Here is a 17,500-nt window from a genome sequence, read left to right as displayed (position 1 = left end):
CGGGTGCCGCCCTCCCTCACATGCCTCCTGGCGGGTCCGGTCTCAGTCGGCGACCGCGACCGGCGCCGGCTCCGGGGCCTCGGCCTGCTCCGCCGCCGCCTTCTTGGCGCGGTTCTTGATGATCAGCATCGAGGCGACGCCGATCAGCACGGCGAGGACGAGTCCCAGCCACGAGAAGCGCTTGAGCCAGGCCTCCGCGACGATGCCGACCGAGTAGATGACGGCCGTCGTGCCGCCGGCCCAGAGGATGCCGCCGAAGACGTTGGCGATCAGGAACTTCCAGTACGGCATGTGCAGGACGCCCGCGAGCGGCCCGGCGAAGATGCGGAGCAGGGCGATGAAGCGGCCGAAGAAGACCGCCCACATGCCCCACTTCTGGAAGGAGCGCTCGGCGAGCCCGATGTTGGCCTCGCTGAAGTGCTTGGGGAACTTCTTCCCCAGCCAGGCGAGCAGCGGCCGTCCGCCCTTGCGGCCGATCGCGTAACCGATCGAGTCACCGATGATCGCGCCGGCGGTGGCGCACGCGCCGAGGACGTACGGGTTGATGTCGCCGTGCTGCGAGGCGAGCAGCGCCGAGCTCACGAGCACGATCTCGCCGGGCAGCGGGATGCCCAGGCTCTCCAGCCCGATCACCACGCCGACGAGGACGTAGACCGCGACCGCGGGGATCGTCTCCAGCCACTCCTGGACGTGCAACGCGGCTTCCTCCCGTTTCGACTGCCCTGCCGCGCCCGGCCCCTGGTCGGGGGTCCCTGGCGCCGGCGTGCACCGCGGCGGGCACGCCGGGGCAGCCTACCCGGTCGGGGCGGACGGCCCGTGCCGCCGGCCGCCGGGAACGCGGCCGCCCCCGCACTCCGGAAGGGGGTGCGGGGGCGGTCCACGGCGTCCGCGGTCAGGCGTTGGGGCGCAGGGTCCAGAGGACGGTCATCTCGCCGGTCACGGCGCCGTCCTCGCGGGTGATCTCGATCTTCACCGGGAACTCCGGCCGCTGCCCGGCGTCGAGTTCGGCGACGACCTCGGCGGCCGGGCGGCCCAGGGTGGCGGTGGCCGTGACGACGCCCATCGCGAGCTTCTTGTAGCCGATCTCGGCCTTGACGGCGAGCGGCACGGCGCGGCTCAGCTGGTCGCCGAACGCGGCGAGCACGATGGCGCCACTGGCGGACTCGGCGAGCGTGAACATCGCTCCGGCGTGCGGGCCGCCGACGTGGTTGTGGTAGGCGGGCTGGTCCGGGAGGCGCACGACGGCGCGCTCGGCGGTGGTCTCCAGGAACTCCAGGTTCAGGGTTCCGGCCATGGGCACCGTGGCGGCGAGCATCTCGCCGACGGTCATCTGGTCTGCGCTCATGGCCGTGATGTTACCCACGAGTAGCAGCCTTGGCCATCCCCCCGCGCGCACGCCGTGCGGGGGGCGGGCGTGGTCGCGGCGCCTCCGCACCTCTATGGTTACTGGCCATGTGGCCAGGACAGCAGCCGCCCGGGGGCGAGCAGAACCCGCAGGACCAGAATCAGAACCCCTATCAGCAGTCGGGGTACCAGCAGCCGAACCCGTATCAGCAGCCGCCTGCCCAGCCCGGGTATCCGCAGCCGCCGACGCAGCCCGGCCATCCGCAGCAGCCGCCGACGCAGCCCGGCTACCCGCAGCAGCCGCCGGCGCCGCCCGGCTATCCGCAGCAGGGGTACGGTCAGCAGCCGGGTTACGGCCAGCCGAACCCGTACCAGCAGCCGACCGTTCCGCAGCAGTACGCGGTGCCGGGACCGGTGCAGCCCGGCGGGCCCGACGGCGGGAAGAAGAAGACGACGCTCGTGGCCATCGTCGCCGCGACCGCCGTGGTCGTCGCCGCCGGTGTCACCGGCTTCCTCGTCCTCGGCAAGGACGACGACAAGAAGACGACCGCCGACGACCAGAAGCCGACCACGACGCCCACCGCACCGGTGGACCCGTCCGCCGACCCGTCGACGGTCCCCTCCACGGAGCCGAGCGACTCCCCGTCCGGGATCGCCAACCCGCGTGACGGGGCTGCCCAGCAGCCGACGATCCCCGGCTGGAAGGTCGTCTACAACCCGAAGTACGGCACCCTTTTCGACGTACCGCCCGAGTGGCAGGTACTGAAGCCGGGCATGATCACCTTCTTCGAGGACGAGAAGAAGAACGACGGCAGCCCGCTCGTCACCATGTCGTCGCCGTCGCGCCTCAAGAGCGAGTGGTGCACGTACGACACCGACAAGAACGGCACGATGGAGACCTGGGGCCTGAGCACCGCCGGCACCAAGGGCGGCCAGGGCGCCAAGAACACCGCGGACGCCTCGCGCAGCGAAGCCGGCACGTGGGTGTGGGGCGGCTACGCCCAGCACATGCCGCAGAGCACCATCAAGATCACCAAGCCGGTGCCGTACAAGACGAAGTCCGGCCTCACCGGCCACATGGCGATGGCGACGGCGCCGGGCGTCAAGAAGCGCAACAAGTGCGAGACGGACGGCAAGTCGATCGCCTTCACCTTCAAGAACGCCAAGGGCGACTTCTCGACCTGGGTGCTGTACGGGGCCGACGGCGTCAAGGACGAGCTGCCGGACGCCACCATCAAGCAGATCCTGTCGACGGTCCGGCTCGCGCCGCAGTCCTGACCGGACCCGATGCGACATTCGACGGGGCGGCCCCGGCACGTGGTCCGTCCACGCGCCGGGGTCGCCCCGTCCGGAACTCCCTACGGGCCGCCCCGGGCCGGCGCCTCCGGGCCCCGGTCCGGCGCCCAGGGCGCCCCGTCCGAATATCGGGTTGGCACAGGAGCGGCCCGCCAGGGATAGTCCCGGGGTGAACAGTCCCGCCGCCCCCCACCGCGCCCCCCTCGGTTCGCGCCGCCCCGAGTGGGCCGGACGCAACTACGTCCTCCTGACCGCCGCCACCATCGTGACCAACCTCGGCACGCACGGCGCGCTGATCGCCACGACCTGGGCGGTGTTCGAGACCGGTGGCGACGCCGGCGACGTGGGACTCGTGGCGATGGCACGGTTCCTGCCGCTCGTCCTCTTCCTGCTGATCGGCGGCGCGATCGCCGACCGGGTGCCCCGGCACCGGGTGATGGTCGCCGCCAACGTCCTCAACTGCGTCTCACAGGCCGTCTTCGCCGCCCTCGTGCTCGCGGGCACGGCCCAGATCTGGCAGATGATGATGCTCACCGCGCTCTGCGGCACCGGGCAGGCCTTCTTCAACCCGGCGGCCGAGGGCATGCTGATGTCCAGCGTCACGGGGGAGCAGGCGAGCCGCGCCTTCGCCGTCTACCGGATGGCCATGCACGGCGCGTCCATCGGCGGCGCGGCGCTCGGCGGCGCCCTCGTCGCCTTCGTCGGACCCGGCTGGGTCCTCCTGATCGACGCCGTCGCCTTCGCGGTCGCGGGCGGGCTGCGCGCGTTCCTGGACGTGAGCGGCATCCCCGAGCGCGCTCCCGGCGGCGGTCTCTTCGCCGATCTGCGGGAGGGCTGGCACGAGTTCATCGGCCGGCCCTGGCTGTGGTCGATCGTCGCCCAGTTCTCCGTCGTGGTCGGGCTGATCGGGGCGGTCGAGTCGGTGTACGGGCCGCTGGTGGCCAAGGCCGAGCTGGGCGGCGCGCGTCCCTGGGGCATCGCGCTCGCCGCGTACGGGGTGGGAACGCTCGCGGGCGCCGTCCTGATGGCCCGCTGGAAACCGCGCCGGCTGCTGTTCGTCGGCACGCTCTGCGTCTTCCCGATCGCGCTGCCGTCGGCGGCGCTCGCCGTACCGCTCGACGCGGTGGGGCTCACGGCGGCGATGTTCGTCAGCGGTGTGGCCATCGAGGTCTTCGGCGTCTCGTGGATGACGACGATGCACCAGGAGATCCCGGAGGAGAAGCTGTCCCGGGTGTCGGCCTACGACTGGTTCGGCTCGACGGCCCTGCTGCCGCTGACGACGGCGCTCGCGGGCCCGGCGGAGGACTCCTTCGGCCGGAGCACGGCGCTGTGGGGCGCGGCGGGGCTGATGGTGCTGGTCACCGCGCTCGTCCTGCTGGTGCCGGACGTACGGAATCTGACCCGGCGTCCGCACACGAAGGAGCCGGTCGGCTCGACCGCGCCGGCCGCCGCCTCCGGCTCCGTACCGGCTCCGACAGCCGTGCCTCTCGCAGCCGCCCCCGCTTCGGCCGATGTCCCGGCCGATGCCTCAGCCGGTGCCTCAGCCGATGCCGAAGGCGCCCTCCGGCGGAACGGGTGACGGGACGGCCCCGGCGTCGAGGACCGGTGCCGCGGCGCCGGTGAACCGGTCGAGCGTGTCCCCGTGCTCCACGCGCGCGGGGAAGGCGTCCGCCGCGGCCCGGCGGGCGAGGTGCGCGGTGTCGATCTCACGGCCGGAGGCCACCAGGACCGCGTTCCCGAAGCGGCGGCCGCGCAGCACGGACGGTTCGGCGACCAGCGCGAGCTCGGGGAAGACGGCCGCGAAGGTGGCGAGCTGGGAGCGGAGGAACGCGAAGGGCGCCCCGTCGGCCAGGTTGGCGGCGTAGATGCCGTCGGGTCGCAGGACGCGCCGGACCTCGCGCGCGTACTCCACGGACGTGAGGTGGGCGGGCACGCGGGAGCCGCCGAAGACATCGCCGACGACGAGGTCGGCCGAGGCGGCGGGGGCCGCCTCCAGCCAGCGCCGGGCGTCCGCACCGTGCACGGTGATCCCGGACCCCTCGGGCAGCGGCAGGTGTTCGGCGACGAGCGCGAGCAGCCCCCGGTCGGCCTCGACCACGTCCTGGCGCGAGCCGGGCCGGCTGACGGCCACGTAGCGCGGCAGGGAGAGCGCCCCTCCGCCGAGGTGCAGGACGTCCAGCGGCTCGCCGTCGTCGGCGGCACCGTCGACGACATGGGCGAGTCGGCGCGCGTACTCGAACTCCAGGTACGCCGGGTCGTCGAGGTCGACGTACGACTGGGGCGCGCCGTCGACCGTGAGCAGCCAGGCCCGCTCCCGGTCCACATCGGGCATGAGGCGCGCGGTGCCCTGGTCAACCTCACGGATGACGGGAATCTGCTCGTTCACGCTCTCATTGTGCAGGGGGCGGTGGGAGAGACGATCGGGGTGGTGGGAGAGACGGGGGGGGAGACGGTCGGCGCCGTCCCCGCGGTCCTGGACGGTCCTGGGTCGTCCTGGACGGTCCCGGCTCGCTCAGAGGTGCTTGAGGGCCTCGCGGACCGAGAGCGGTGAGAGCCGGGTGGTGTGCGCGGCGACGAAGGCGCCGACCTCGGCCGGAGCCGTCTTGCCGTACTCGCGCAGGCTCCAGCCGATGGCCTTGCGGAGGAAGAAGTCGGTGTCGGCGGCACGGCGCAGACAGTGGGCGAAGAGACGGTCCGCGTCGGTGGCACCCTTGAACCGCAGCTGGTGGAGGATCGCCGTCCGGGCCACCCACAGGTCCTCGTCCTCGATCCACTCGTCCATGCGGTCGCCCAGGGCGGGATCGGCCGCGACCAGACCGCCGACGACATGGGCGGCGATGTGGTCGACCGTGTCCCACCAGGAGACGGTGGTGACGAGCCGGCGGGCGACGGGCAGGAATCCGGACGAGCAGCGCGTCACATGGCGGCGCAGATAGTCGACGGCGAAGTAGTGGTACTCGCGCTCGGGCAGCGCGAAACAGCGCAGGGCGACGGCGGCGCAGTCCTGCTCGTCCGGGCGGGGGGTGCCGTCGAGGATGGTGCGGGACAAGGCCCGGCGTTCGGGGGTGCGCAGCCCGAGGAAGGGGGCGACACCCTTCATGTACGCGACCATCTCCTGCGCCCGGAAGGGGTTCCCCGCGGCCGGGTAGACGGTGGTGAGCCGCTCGAGAAGGGTGTCGGCGAGGGCGCTGTCGGGGATGCCGGCGGGGCCGCCGGCCGTCGGCACGGTCTCGGTCATGGGGCCCTCCGTGTCGTGGGCTGTCCGCCCTGGGTCACCGTCCGCCCGGGGGCGTGGGCTGTCCTCCCCGGGTCGTGGGCTGGCCGCCCGGGGTCGTGAGTTGTGCGCCGAGGCCATGGGCTGTTCGCCAGGCGGGACATGACGCACATTACGGCGATCATACGGACGCGTCCGTTACTCTCCCCGAATGCTCGCTCCCGTGCCCCGGCCGCCGGGCTCCCTCGCCCTCCGCTGCTCCCGGGCCCTGCTCGCGCCCCGCGCACGGCTCTCGATGCTCGCGCTGCTGCTGCTCACCGCGGCGGCCCTCGTCGTGCTGTTCGAGCCGCAGCGGCTGCTCTCCTCGGGCTGGCCCGAGCAGACGGACGGCACGGGCGCGGTGATGCTCTTCGGTCTGGCGTACGGCGTGTGCACGGCGGCGTTCGTCCCGCGTCCGGTACTCAATCTGGCGGCGGGCGCGCTCTTCGGCTCGGCCTTCGGTCTGACGGCGGCGATCGCGGGGACGGTGCTCGGCGCCGGGATCTCCTTCACCCTCGGCCGCTTCCTGGGGCAGGAGGCGCTGCGGCCGATGCTGCGGGGCCGCTGGCTGACGGCGGCAGACGGACAGCTCAGCCGGCACGGGTTCCGTTCGATGCTGGCGATCCGGCTGTTCCCCGGGGTGCCGTTCGCGGCGGCCAACTACTGCGCCGCCGTCTCCCGGATGGGGTACGTGCCGTTCCTGGTGGCGACGGCGCTCGGCTCGGTGCCCAACACGGCGGCGTACGTCGTGGCGGGGGCGCAGGCGGGAGAACCCGGCTCCCCCGCGTTCCTCGTCTCTGCGGGGTTCATCGCCCTGTCCGCCGTGGCGGCCGCCGTGGTCGCCTGGCGCAAGCGGCACCACCTGCGGGCACCGGCTCCGGCGGTGGCACCGGAGCCGGAGCAGACGCCCGAGACGGTGGGCAGCCCGCACTAGGGGGTGTCGAGCCGCTGGGCTCAGAGCGCCTCGACGATCATCGCGTTGGCCAGGCCGCCCGCCTCGCACATCGCCTGGAGACCGTAGCGGGCGCCCCGGGCCCGCAGTGCGTGGACGAGCGTGGTCGTGAGGCGGGTGCCGCTGGCGCCGAGGGGGTGGCCGAGGGCGATCGCGCCGCCGTGGACGTTGACCTTGGCAGGGTCGGCGCCGGTCTCCTGCTGCCAGGCGAGGACGACGCTGGCGAAGGCCTCGTTGATCTCGAAGAGGTCGATGTCGGCGAGGGAGAGGCCCGAGCGCCGCAGCACCTTCTCCGTGGCGGGGATGACGCCGGTGAGCATGAGCAGCGGGTCGGAGCCGGTGACGGCGAAGCTGTGCAGCCGGGCGAGGGGCCGCAGCCCGAGGCTCTCGGCGGTGTCGGCGGCCATGACGAGCACGGCGGAGGCGCCGTCGTTGATCGGGCTGCTGTTGCCGGCGGTGACGGACCAGTCGATCTGCGGGAAGCGCTCGGCGAAGCCGGGGTCCTCGAAGGAGGGCCGGAGCCCGGCGAGGATCTCGGGGGTGGTCGCCGGGCGCACCGACTCGTCGCGGCGGACGTCCTCGTACGGGGCGACCTCGGCGTCGAAGAGTCCGGCCGCCCGGGCACGCGCCGCCTTGATGTGCGACGAGGTGGCGAACGTGTCCATGGCCTCGCGGTCGATCGACCACTTCGCGGCGATGAGTTCGGCGCTGATGCCCTGCGGGACGAGGCCCTCGGGGTAGCGCTCGGCGACTCCGGGGCCGAAGGGGTCGGCGCCGGGCGGCACGTTGGACCACATGGGGACCCGGCTCATGGACTCGACGCCGCAGGCGACGGCGATGTCGTACGCCCCCGAGAGCACGCCCTGGGCGGCGAAGTGCACGGCCTGCTGGGAGGAGCCGCACTGCCGGTCGACGGTGGTGGCGGGCACGGACTCGGGGAACCCGGCACCCAGCCAGGCGTAGCGGGTGGTGTTCATGGCCTGCTCGCCGACCTGGTCGACGGTGCCGCCGATCACGTCGTCGACGAGGGCGGGGTCGATGCCGCTGCGCTCGATCAGGGCACGCAGGGTGTGCGAGAGCAGGGCGACGGGGTGGACATGGGACAGGGCTCCGCCCGTCTTGCCCTTTCCTATCGGCGTCCGGACGGCTTCGACGATGACGGCGTCGCGCATGACAGGCTCCTGAGTTGGATAAGTGGACCAACACTCATCGGTAACATAGCCCAGTAGGTTTGCTTTTCAAACTCATGAGAGATGGTGAGTTGGATTTCCCAACCAACTGGGCCCGCGCTGCCCTAGGCTTGTCCCCATGAAGGCCGCACCCCGCCCCTGCTCGATCGCCGACACCCTGGCGCTCGTCGGCGAGAAGTACTCCCTGCTCGTGCTCCGCGAGGTCTCCCTCGGCGTGCGACGCTTCGACCGGATCGCCCGCAACACCGGCGCGCCCCGCGACATCCTCACCACCCGCCTCAAGCGGCTCGTCGAGGCCGGAATCCTGGAGAAGGTGCAGTACAGCGAACGCCCCCAGCGCTTCGAGTACCGGGCCACGGCTGCCGGCGAGGAGCTCCAGCCGGTCCTGGTGACGCTGATGGCCTGGGGCGACCGCCACCTCAATGCCGACGACCGCCCGGTCGTCCTCGAACACCGGTGCGGCGAGGTCCTCAGCCCCCGGATCGTCTGCGCCCACTGCGGGGACGAGGCCGACCGCGACACCCTCACCGCCCACGTCCGGGCACCGGGCTGGACGACCGCGGGGCCGACGGCCCCTCAGGAGGCCTGAGCACGGGCCCGTCATCTGGGGAAGGTACGCTGCGCACGACCTTCTGACCGCACACGTACATAACGGGACGGCCCTAGCCCCATGAGTTGGTTCGAATCGTTCATCCTCGGACTCGTCCAGGGGCTGACGGAGTTCCTTCCCATCTCCTCCAGCGCGCACCTCCGTCTCACGGCGGCGTTCGCGGGCTGGGAAGATCCGGGTGCGGCCTTCACCGCCATCACCCAGATCGGCACGGAGACCGCGGTGCTGATCTACTTCCGCAAGGACATCGCCCGGATCGTCTCGGCCTGGTTCCGCTCCCTCACCGACAAGTCGATGCGCTCCGACCACGACGCCCAGATGGGCTGGCTGGTGATCATCGGCTCGATCCCGATCGGTGTCCTCGGCATCACGCTCAAGGACCAGATCGAGGGCCCCTTCCGCGACCTGCGGCTGATCGCCACCACCCTGATCGTCATGGGCATCGTCCTCGGCGTCGCGGACCGGCTCGCAGCCCGCGACGAGATCGGCGGCCGCCACCGGGCGATCCGCGAGCGCAAGACGCTCAAGGAACTCAGCGTGAAGGACGGCCTGATCTTCGGCCTCTGCCAGGCGATGGCCCTGATCCCGGGCGTCTCGCGCTCGGGCGCGACGATCTCCGGCGGCCTGCTCATGGGCTACACCCGCGAGGCGGCCGCGCGCTACTCCTTCCTCCTGGCCATCCCGGCGGTGCTCGCCTCGGGCGCGTACGAACTGAAGGACGCGGGCGAGGGACACGTCTCCTGGGGCCCGACGATCTTCGCCACGATCATCGCCTTCGCGGTCGGGTACGCGGTGATCGCCTGGTTCATGAAGTTCATCACCACGAAGTCCTTCATGCCGTTCGTGATCTACCGCATCCTGCTCGGCATCCTGCTCTTCATCCTGATCGGCACGGACGTCCTGAGCCCGCACGCGGGCGAGTCCGGCGACTGACGAAGCCGCGGCCGGCTAGGGCCTGTCCGACCCTGATCCGCCGGACAGGCGCAAGGCCGACCCGAGCCGGCGACGACGCCGCCGCACCGAATGCCGGACCCTGCTCAGGGCCCGGCATTCTTCACTCAGGTCCGGTAGGGCACGCGGGCGATCTCCTTGATGCCGCCCAGGGTGCCCCACTCGTTCTTGCCGAGCCTGGTCAGCGGGCGCATCAGGGCCATCTCGGGGTGGCCGTCGACGAGGACCGACTCGTCGATCGCCGCGTGGACGACCCGGCCGAAGACGACCGTCGAGTCGCCGATCCGCAGCGTGCTGTGCAGCTCACACTCCAGCGCCACCGGCGACGCCGCCACACGCGGCGGCTTCACGCGGAGGCTCGGCTCGCGCTCGACGCCGCAGGCGTCGAACTCGTCGACCCCGCGCGGAAAGTCCGTCGCCGTCGCGTTGATCTGCTCGAAGAGTCCCTCGGGGGCGAGGTTGACGACGAACTCCCCCGTCTCCTCCACGTTGCGCAGCGAGTCCTTGCGTCCCACCGAGGTGAACTGCACGACCGGCGGCGTGACCGAGGCGATGGTGAAGAAGGAGTGCGGGGCCAGGTTGTCCGTCCCGTCCGCCGAGGACGTGGAGACCCAGGCGATCGGCCGGGGTACGACGGTGGCGGTGAGCAGCCGGTAGAAGGAGGTGCGGTCGCTCAGTTCGGGATCGATGTTCACGCGCATCCGGCCAGTATGACCGCGTCCGGTGACTCCCCCGCGCACGCCCCTTGGCCCGTGGCCCGGCCTGCCCGACACTGATCCGATGACGCAGCGCGTGGACCTCGCGACCGTGATGGACCGACTCGCCGTCGACGACCTGATCACCGGGTACGCGGCGGCCGTGGACGACGCCGACTGGACCGCCTACCGGGCCCTGTTCTCCCCGGACGGCAGGGCAGACTACCGGGGCTCGGGCGGCGTCGAGGGCCCGGCGACCGAGGTGGCCGACTGGCTCGCCGAGACGCTGACGCTCTTTCCCGTACGCCAGCACCTCATCGTGAACCGCCGCGTCCTCTTCCGCGGGCCGGCCGGGTACCCGGAGAACGGGGACACGGCGGAGATCCGCGCCGACTACGTCAACCCGATGCGCTTCACCTCCGGCGAGGACTTCGTCTGCGGGGGCCGCTACGGGTTCGGGGCGGTGCGGACCGCCGACGGCTGGCGGCTGACCTCGGTCGTCGTCGACGAACGGTGGCGCCGGCACGGCTGACCGCCACCACCGGCCCCCGCTGCCGCCATCTCCGGGGGTCCTCCCGCCCGGGTCACCACGACGGACCGCCCGAGCCGCGCCGAACCCGGTCACGCCCGACACTGAAGGCAAGGGCGGAGGCATGCCATGCGAAATCCGTTCGTACGACGGGACCAGGACCGGAAGCAGGACCAGGACCCGGGTCCGGACCCGGACCCGGACCCGGAGAAGGTCCGGGACCGTGAGCGGGCCCCGGGCCGCGACCAGGGCGGCCGGACCCGTCGGCGTACCCTCGCCCGCTCTCTGCTCGCCGTCGGCTGCGGCGCGCTGCCCGCGTTCGCCTTCCCCGCTCCCGGACTCTGGTGGTGGGCGTACCTGGCGCTCGTCCCCTGGCTTCTCCTGATCCGTACGGCTCCGGGAGCGCGCCGGGCCGCCCTGGACGGCTGGCTGGGCGGGATCGGCTTCGTGTTCGCCGTCCATCACTGGCTGCTGCCCAGCCTGCACGTCTTCCTCCTCCCGCTCTCGGCGCTGCTCGGCCTGCTGTGGCTGCCGTGGGCCTGGCTCGTGCGGGCCCTGATCGGTGGCGTGCCGTCGGCGCTGCGGGCCGCCACCGCCCTGGTCGCGGTGCCCTCCGGCTGGCTGCTGATCGAGCTGGTGCGCTCCTGGGAAGGGCTGGGAGGGCCCTGGGGGCTGCTCGGGGCGAGCCAGTGGCAGGTGCCGGCGGCGCTCCGGCTGGCCTCGGTCGGCGGGGTGTGGCTGGTGACCGCGCTCGTGGTGGCGGTGAACACGGCCGTGGCCCTGCTGCTTGCCGCGCCGGGGCTGCGGACCGTCGGGGTCGCGGGGCTCGCGGGCTGCGCGCTCGTGGCGGGTACGGCCGCCTGGGGGGTGGGGGCGCCGCGCGTGAGCGGGTCGGTGCGGGTGGCCCTCGTACAGCCGGGGGTGTTCGACGGGGCGGACGGGGCGGACGGGGCGGAGCGGCGGTTCGACCGTGCCGAGGAGCTGACCCGCTCGCTCGTCGGGCAGCGGCTCGATCTGGTGGTCTGGGGCGAGAGCGGTGTCGGCGCCGATCCGGCCGGCCGGCCCGATCTCGCCGCCCGGCTGACCGCCCTCTCACGGGAGGTCGACGCGCCGCTCCTGGTCAATGTGGACGCGCGGCGGGCAGACCGCCCGGGCATCTTCAAGAGTGCCGTCCTGGTCGGTCCGGCGGGGCTCACGGGTGAGCGCTACGACAAGATGCGGCTCGTGCCGTTCGGGGAGTACGTCCCCGCGCGCGGCGTCCTGGGCTGGGTGACGTCGTTCGGCAAGGCCGCCGACGAGGACCGCCGGCGGGGCACCATACCGGTCGTGATGAGGCTGCCCGCCACGGGCGCCGACAGCGGGGACGGTACGCGCGACGGCAGCGGGGACGTCACCGGCGGCAGCGCCCGGGAACCGCTGATCGGCCCGCTCATCTGCTTCGAGTCCGCCTTCCCCGACATGAGCCGGCACCTCGTGCGGAACGGGGCCGGGCTCCTCGTCGTCCAGTCGTCGACCAGCACCTTCCAGGAGAGCTGGGCGCCCGCCCAGCACGCGTCCCTTGCGGCACTGCGGGCCGCGGAGACGGGCCGGCCCGTCGCGCACGCGACCCTCACCGGGGTCAGCGCGGCGTACGGCCCCGACGGGCGCAGGATCGGGCCCGTGCTCGGTACGGACGCGAGCGCCGTCGCCGTCCGCGAGCTGCCGCTCTCCGACTCGACGACGGGCTACGTCCGCTGGGGCGACTGGCCCTTGTACGGGGCGCTCGCCGTGGTGGGCGCGGTGTGCGCCGCCGAGGGCGCGGGCGCGTTCAGGAGGCCTGGGTCAGCGCCTCGCGCACGACGCGCTCGCACAGCTCGTGGGTCTGCAGGGCGTCCCGGGCACTGAGCACCCGCCCGTCGCGTACGGCGTCGAGGAAGGCCAGTACGGCCTGCTCGATGCCGCGCTGGCGGGGCACCGGCACCCAGTCGCCGCGCCGCCGCAGGGTCGGCTGGCCCTTGTGGTCGACGACGTCGGAGAGATTGACGACCTGGCGCTTGGTGTCCTGCCCGGAGACCTCGAGGATCTCCTCGGTGGAGCCGTTCATCCGGTTCATCATGCCGATGGCGGTGAACCCGTCGCCGGAGAGCTGGAGCACGACGTGGTGCATGAGCCCCTCGCGGATCCGGGCGCGCACGTCGACGTGCTCGATCTCGCCGGGGAGGAGGAACCGCAGGGTGTCGACGACGTGGATGAAGTCGTCGAGAACGAAGGTGCGGGGGTCCTCGGGCAGGCCGATGCGGTTCTTCTGAAGGAGGATCAGCTCGCGCGGGTGCTCGGCGCACTGGGCGTACGAGGGGGCGAGGCGCCGGTTGAAGCCGACGGCGAGCCCGACCGAGCGCTTCTCGGCCAGTTCCACGATCCGCTCGGACTCGGCGTACTCGTAGGCGAGGGGCTTGTCGACGTAGGTGGGGACGCCCGCGTCCAGGAGCCGGCCGGCGATCTCGGCGTGCGCGGCGGTCGGCGCGTGGACGAAGGCGGCGTCGAGTCCGGCGGCGAGCAGCGAGTCGAGGTCGCCGTGGCGCTGCGCGGCGGGCAGGTGGAGGGTGTCGGCGACCCGGTCGAGTGTGGAGCGGGTGCGGGTCTGGAGGTGGAGTTCGACCCCGGGGAGGGTGGCGAGGACCGGAAGGTAGGCCTTCTGCGCGATGTCGCCGAGTCCGATGCAGCCAACCTTCACGGGTTCTCCCTTGTCGTGTCCCCAGGCCCTGTAGGGGTGGGCCGTTCGCGCTGGTCAGCTTACGCGGACCGGGCCGGGGCCACCGGCGGCCGCCAGTCGGCGATGCCGTCGAAACCGCGCAGGACGAGCCCCGGGCCGAACCGGGAGACCGCGCTGACGAGCGTGGCGCGCAGCGCGACGGCGGGGCGGGCCGCGAGCAGGGTGACGGCTCCGGTGCGGGCGGCCCTGCGGACGATGGCGGTGGTACGGGGAAGGCGGTCGGCGGTGTACGCGGCGAGGGCTCGGCTCGGGACGAAGTCGGGTGCGGGGCCGGTGTGGTGGGCGTCGGCCGCGGGGCCGGCGTGGTGGGCGAGGACGACAGCATCCTCGATCGCCTGGTTTCCGCCCTGGCCGAGGCTCGGCATCATCGCGTGCGCGGCGTCGCCGAGGAGCGCGACCCGGCCCCGGTGGAAGGCCGGCAACGGGTCGGGCAGGTGGTGGACGTCGTGGCGGAGGACCTGCGCGGGGTCCGCGGCGGCGAGGATCTCGGGGACGGGGTGGTGCCAGTCGCCGAACAGGCGCAGGAGTTCGGCCTTCTCGTCGTCGGGCGCCCGGCCGCCGGCGGGGGCGGCCGCCATCGCGTACGCGTAGATCCTGCCGTCCTTGAGCGGCTGCGTCCCCCACAGGCGTCCGGCGCCCCAGGTCTCGTGCGGCGCGAACGGCCGCTCGGGGGCCGGGACGACGACTCGCCAGGTGGTGCACCCGGCGTACCGGGGGCCGGGGTGCCCGGGGAAGAGGGCGTGCCGCGCCGCGGAACGGATGCCGTCGGCGGCGACGACGAGCGCGGCCTCGATCTCTCCGTCGGGGGTGGCGAGGCGGGCGGGGCGGTGGTCGTCGCCGGGGTCGACGAGCGTGGCGGCCGCTCCGGTGCGGACGGCCCCGTCGGGGAGGGCCGAGGTGAGGATGTCGACGAGGGTCGCCCGGTGGAGGAGGACGAGCGGCCCGCCGAAGCGCGCGGCGGCGGCCTTGGCGTTGGTACGGGCGAGCCAGCGGCCGTCGGGGGCGCGCATGCCGCCGTCTCCCTGCCAGGCGGCGAGGGCGCGGACGCGGTCGCCGAGGCCGATGACGTCCAGGGCGCGCTGGGCGTTGGGGGCGAGTCCGATGCCGGCGCCGACGGGGGCGAGGTCGGCGGCCCGCTCCAGGACGGTGACCTGCCAGCCGCCGAGGTGGAGGGCGACGGCGGCGGTGAGTCCGCCGATGCCGGCGCCGACGACGACGGCACGGTGCTGTTCCATGGCTGCTCCTCGGATCGGGGAACTACAGGTGTAGTACATCCGTCGGCATGACCGTACTACAGATGTAGTGATGCAGGTAGTGGCCGGCTGTAGGTTGTCCTCATGACCTCAGCGACGCCCTCCGCCGCCCCTCCCGGCGCTGCCGGATCCCCCGGGGCTTCCGGCGCTCCGGGCGCTTCCGGCGCTCCCGGTTCCTCCGGCTCCCCCGCCTCCCGTGCGGACCGGATCGGCGACGCCGCCCTCGACCTCCTCGTGGAGCGCGGCATGCGGGGCCTGACCCATCGGGCGGTGGACGAACGGGCGGGACTGCCACAGGGATCGACGTCGAACCACGCCCGCACCCGGCAGGCCCTCCTGGAGACGGCCGTACGACGTCAGGTACAGCTGGAGTCCCAGGTCCTGACCCCGGACGAGCTGCCGGGCGCCGCCGGACCCGGGGCGACGGAAGGGACACGGGACAGGGCACCGGACGGGGCGCCGGACGGGGCCCTTGAGGGGGTGCCCATCGACACCGACACCCTCGTGGACGCGCTCTCCCTCGCCCTGCACCGTTATCTCACCGATCACCGCGCCCTGCTGGTCTCCCGCTACGAGCTGGCCCTGGAGGCGACCCGCCGCCCCGAGCTCCGCGCCTTCTTCGACGCCGCCGGTTCCGTCTTCCACGGCCCCCTGGTCGCGATGACGGCGGCGGCCGGCTCGCCCGAGCCCGAGCGTCACGCGCTCTCCCTCATCGCCTGGTGCGAGGGGCTGATGTTCTCCTGCGCCGCCGGCTCCTTCCACGCGGCCGTGCCGAGCCGCGCGGAACTGCGCACCGGCTTCGACGAGTTGCTGCGCGGCATGCTCGGCGGCGGTACCGGCCCGGGGCCCGGGGAAAGCACTGGCGCGGCCGGTGATCGTGGGGGACGATGCCGCGCATGACCACCGAACGCACCGACACCACCCCCCGCGTCGATCCGTCCACCACCTCGGGCGAGCGCGAGGCGCTGGAGCAGTGGCTCGACTTCCATCGCGTGACCCTCGCGAGGAAGTGCGAGGGGCTCGACGACACCCAGCTGCGCACCCTGTCCGCCCCGCCGTCGGAGCTCAGCCTGCTCGGCCTCGTCCGCCACATGGCGGAGGTCGAGAACGGCTGGTTCCGCAACGTCCTGGCCGGCGAGAAGGCGGGCTGGGTCTACTCGACCGAGGAGGACCGCGACCGGGACTTCCACCTCACCGACGAGGACACCTACGAGGAGGCCCACGCGACCTGGCAGGCGGCGATCGCCCACGCCCGCACCGTGGCCGCCACGCGCGGTCTCGACGACCTGGGCGAGGGCGAGCACCACAGCGGGAAGCAGTACAACCTGCGCTGGATCTATCTGCACATGATCGAGGAGTACGCCCGGCACAACGGCCACGCGGACCTCGTCCGGGAGCGGATCGACGGCGCGACCGGAGACTGAGCGTCCACGCCCCGCGGACCGATCGGGATCCGACCACGCGACCGCGTGACCGCGTGATCCCACGGCCGCACGGCCGCATGACCGCATGACCGGGACCGCATACCCGTCGGCGCGCCGACGGGGTCAAGGCCGGTCCCGCGCCGCTCACCCGTGCGGGGCATTCCCCTCCGGTAGGGGCGCGAAGATCACCGCCGGGCCAGCAGAGTTGCGCGGGTGCATGGAACCCGAACAACAGCGAAGATCCTGGTCGGGGCGGCCGTGGTCGCCCTCGCGGGCTGCGTCTCGGTGGACACCCCGCCGACGGCGCCCAACCCCGCGCCCGCCGCGGAGACCGTACGCCCCGGCCAGGGCGTGGCCCCTCAGATCGTCGAGGGGCCGGCCCTCGAAGCCTTAGAAGCGGCGCTCCCCGCTCCCCCACCGTCCGCCACGCCCCGGGCGACACCCTCGCCCGAGATGCGCCGGCGGACAGCGGCTCCAGCCCGTCCGGAGGCGCCGCGCCCCGAGTCCGTACCGCGGCAGCGTGAGCGTCCGCGCCCGGAGACCCGGCCGCCGCTGCCCGGACTGCCGGCGGGCCCGGCCGAGCTGCCGAAGAAGCTGCCGGTCTCCCGGACGGACGTCTGCGACCTGGGTGAGCGGTACGGCGGCTGGGCGCCCGGCAGCGACCCGTCACGCATCTGCCACGGCACGTACGGCCGCTGAGGCTCCGGGGCGAGCGGCCTGCGCAGACCCCCGGCCCTCACATTCCCCGAAGCCGCAGCTCCAGGCGCTCGATCGCGGCCCGCACACCGTTCCCGTAGCCGTCGTCGTCGAGGTGGTCCGAGGCGGCGCGGGCCCGGTCCAGATGGACCCGCGCGGCGTCGGGCCGCTGGAGTTTGACGTAGTCGGCGGCCAGGTTGAGGTGGAGCGAGGGGTACAGCGCCCGGAGGGCGACAGCGGAGCCGTGCTCGGCCAGCCGCTCCTCCGCGAGCCCCTCCGCCGCGCTGAGGGCCCGCAGGTCCCAGGCCAGCTCGGTGTCGAGGTCGTCCTGGGCGTCCGCCATGTAGTGCGCGAGGGTGCACCGGTGCAGGGGGTCCCCGTCCGGGCCGATCTGCTGCCAGAGCAGTCCGAAGCGGTTGCGTGCCTCCTCGCGGTCGCCGCCGTGGAGCAGCATCATCGCCTGCCCGATCCTGGTCATGACCCCGTCGTCCGACACCTGCTGCTGCTCGGTCACCGCGACCTCCACCCGCTCACCCACTGGGAGAGCCGACGCTA

The 17,500-nt window shown here is 73.2% G+C and carries 19 protein-coding genes; 10 read left to right on the top strand and 9 right to left on the bottom strand.

The window, feature by feature from the left end; translation table 11 throughout:
- Positions 1 to 42: 42 nt before the first annotated feature.
- Positions 43 to 696: a DedA family protein gene (locus E0F75_RS18510; RefSeq protein ID WP_187623624.1), complete on the bottom strand. Its 654-nt coding sequence runs from the start codon at positions 694 to 696 to the stop codon at positions 43 to 45.
- A gap of 196 nt (positions 697 to 892) precedes the next feature.
- A complete protein-coding gene (locus E0F75_RS18505; protein ID WP_187623844.1) occupies positions 893 to 1,330 on the bottom strand; it encodes a DUF4442 domain-containing protein in 438 nt (145 codons plus the stop codon).
- A gap of 122 nt (positions 1,331 to 1,452) precedes the next feature.
- Here E0F75_RS18505 and E0F75_RS18500 point away from each other — a divergent pair, with 122 nt between their 5' ends.
- Together E0F75_RS18500 and E0F75_RS18495 are read left to right on the top strand one after the other, a co-directional pair.
- Positions 1,453 to 2,622 carry a hypothetical protein gene (locus E0F75_RS18500; RefSeq protein ID WP_187623623.1) on the top strand — a complete coding sequence of 390 codons (1,170 nt, stop codon included), beginning with the start codon at positions 1,453 to 1,455 and terminating at the stop codon, positions 2,620 to 2,622.
- Between the two features lie 187 nt (positions 2,623 to 2,809).
- Positions 2,810 to 4,219 (top strand): MFS transporter, encoded by a 1,410-nt coding sequence (locus E0F75_RS18495; RefSeq protein ID WP_187623622.1) that lies wholly within the window; start codon positions 2,810 to 2,812, stop codon positions 4,217 to 4,219.
- Here the strand turns inward: E0F75_RS18495 and E0F75_RS18490 are convergent.
- Both E0F75_RS18490 and E0F75_RS18485 read right to left on the bottom strand, forming a co-directional pair.
- Complete coding sequence (locus tag E0F75_RS18490) at positions 4,181 to 5,026, bottom strand: spermidine synthase (RefSeq protein WP_187623621.1); 846 nt, start codon at positions 5,024 to 5,026, stop codon at positions 4,181 to 4,183. The genes E0F75_RS18495 and E0F75_RS18490 overlap by 39 nt on opposite strands.
- A gap of 126 nt (positions 5,027 to 5,152) precedes the next feature.
- Positions 5,153 to 5,878 (bottom strand): DNA alkylation repair protein, encoded by a 726-nt coding sequence (locus E0F75_RS18485; protein WP_187623620.1) that lies wholly within the window; start codon positions 5,876 to 5,878, stop codon positions 5,153 to 5,155.
- A gap of 187 nt (positions 5,879 to 6,065) precedes the next feature.
- On the opposite strand from E0F75_RS18485, the gene E0F75_RS18480 reads away from it, so the two are divergent.
- Positions 6,066 to 6,827, top strand: coding sequence for a TVP38/TMEM64 family protein (locus tag E0F75_RS18480; protein WP_187623619.1), 762 nt, complete (start codon positions 6,066 to 6,068; stop codon positions 6,825 to 6,827).
- 20 nt (positions 6,828 to 6,847) lie between these two features.
- Here E0F75_RS18480 and E0F75_RS18475 read toward each other — a convergent pair whose 3' ends face one another.
- A complete protein-coding gene (locus E0F75_RS18475) occupies positions 6,848 to 8,017 on the bottom strand; it encodes a thiolase family protein (RefSeq protein ID WP_187623618.1) in 1,170 nt (389 codons plus the stop codon).
- Positions 8,018 to 8,153: 136 nt separating this feature from the next.
- Between E0F75_RS18475 and E0F75_RS18470 the strand changes: the two genes are divergently transcribed.
- Together E0F75_RS18470 and E0F75_RS18465 are read left to right on the top strand one after the other, a co-directional pair.
- The gene (locus E0F75_RS18470) at positions 8,154 to 8,624 is read left to right on the top strand and encodes a helix-turn-helix domain-containing protein (RefSeq protein WP_187623617.1); all 471 of its coding nucleotides are present in this window, start codon (positions 8,154 to 8,156) and stop codon (positions 8,622 to 8,624) included.
- 81 nt (positions 8,625 to 8,705) lie between these two features.
- On the top strand, positions 8,706 to 9,578 hold the full coding sequence (locus E0F75_RS18465; RefSeq protein ID WP_187623616.1) for an undecaprenyl-diphosphate phosphatase: 873 nt from the start codon (positions 8,706 to 8,708) through the stop codon (positions 9,576 to 9,578).
- Between the two features lie 125 nt (positions 9,579 to 9,703).
- Here the strand turns inward: E0F75_RS18465 and E0F75_RS18460 are convergent, their stop codons facing one another.
- Positions 9,704 to 10,297 carry a flavin reductase family protein gene (locus E0F75_RS18460; RefSeq protein ID WP_187623615.1) on the bottom strand — a complete coding sequence of 198 codons (594 nt, stop codon included), beginning with the start codon at positions 10,295 to 10,297 and terminating at the stop codon, positions 9,704 to 9,706.
- Between the two features lie 79 nt (positions 10,298 to 10,376).
- Here E0F75_RS18460 and E0F75_RS18455 point away from each other — a divergent pair, with 79 nt between their 5' ends.
- Positions 10,377 to 10,823, top strand: a complete 447-nt coding sequence (locus E0F75_RS18455; protein ID WP_187623614.1) for a nuclear transport factor 2 family protein — start codon at positions 10,377 to 10,379, stop codon at positions 10,821 to 10,823.
- 126 nt (positions 10,824 to 10,949) lie between these two features.
- Complete coding sequence (gene lnt, locus E0F75_RS18450) at positions 10,950 to 12,704, top strand: apolipoprotein N-acyltransferase (RefSeq protein WP_187623613.1); 1,755 nt, start codon at positions 10,950 to 10,952, stop codon at positions 12,702 to 12,704.
- Here the strand turns inward: lnt and E0F75_RS18445 are convergent.
- Together E0F75_RS18445 and E0F75_RS18440 are read right to left on the bottom strand one after the other, a co-directional pair.
- Positions 12,628 to 13,533, bottom strand: a complete 906-nt coding sequence (locus E0F75_RS18445; protein WP_187623612.1) for a Gfo/Idh/MocA family protein — start codon at positions 13,531 to 13,533, stop codon at positions 12,628 to 12,630. The two genes, lnt and E0F75_RS18445, sit on opposite strands and share 77 nt — an antisense overlap.
- A 59-nt stretch (positions 13,534 to 13,592) precedes the next feature.
- A complete protein-coding gene (locus E0F75_RS18440) occupies positions 13,593 to 14,807 on the bottom strand; it encodes an FAD-dependent monooxygenase (protein ID WP_187623611.1) in 1,215 nt (404 codons plus the stop codon).
- 102 nt (positions 14,808 to 14,909) lie between these two features.
- On the opposite strand from E0F75_RS18440, the gene E0F75_RS18435 reads away from it, so the two are divergent.
- The 3 genes from E0F75_RS18435 to E0F75_RS18425 all read left to right on the top strand — a co-directional run bounded on the left by E0F75_RS18435 (position 14,910) and on the right by E0F75_RS18425 (position 16,948).
- Positions 14,910 to 15,725, top strand: coding sequence for a TetR/AcrR family transcriptional regulator (locus E0F75_RS18435; RefSeq protein WP_187623610.1), 816 nt, complete (start codon positions 14,910 to 14,912; stop codon positions 15,723 to 15,725).
- Positions 15,713 to 16,249, top strand: a complete 537-nt coding sequence (locus E0F75_RS18430) for a DinB family protein (protein WP_187623609.1) — start codon at positions 15,713 to 15,715, stop codon at positions 16,247 to 16,249. Before E0F75_RS18435 ends, E0F75_RS18430 begins: the two co-directional genes overlap by 13 nt.
- A gap of 453 nt (positions 16,250 to 16,702) precedes the next feature.
- On the top strand, positions 16,703 to 16,948 hold the full coding sequence (locus tag E0F75_RS18425; protein ID WP_229312726.1) for a hypothetical protein: 246 nt from the start codon (positions 16,703 to 16,705) through the stop codon (positions 16,946 to 16,948).
- A 37-nt stretch (positions 16,949 to 16,985) separates the two neighbouring features.
- Here E0F75_RS18425 and E0F75_RS18420 read toward each other — a convergent pair whose 3' ends face one another.
- A complete protein-coding gene (locus E0F75_RS18420; RefSeq protein WP_187623607.1) occupies positions 16,986 to 17,459 on the bottom strand; it encodes a tetratricopeptide repeat protein in 474 nt (157 codons plus the stop codon).
- Positions 17,460 to 17,500 lie beyond the last annotated feature (41 nt).

The organism is Streptomyces sp. CB02980, assembly GCF_014451325.2.
Taxonomy (GTDB): Bacteria; Actinomycetota; Actinomycetes; order Streptomycetales; family Streptomycetaceae; genus Streptomyces.
Note: the sequence above shows the minus strand (reverse complement) of the source record. Positions and strands in the feature narration are given on the sequence as shown.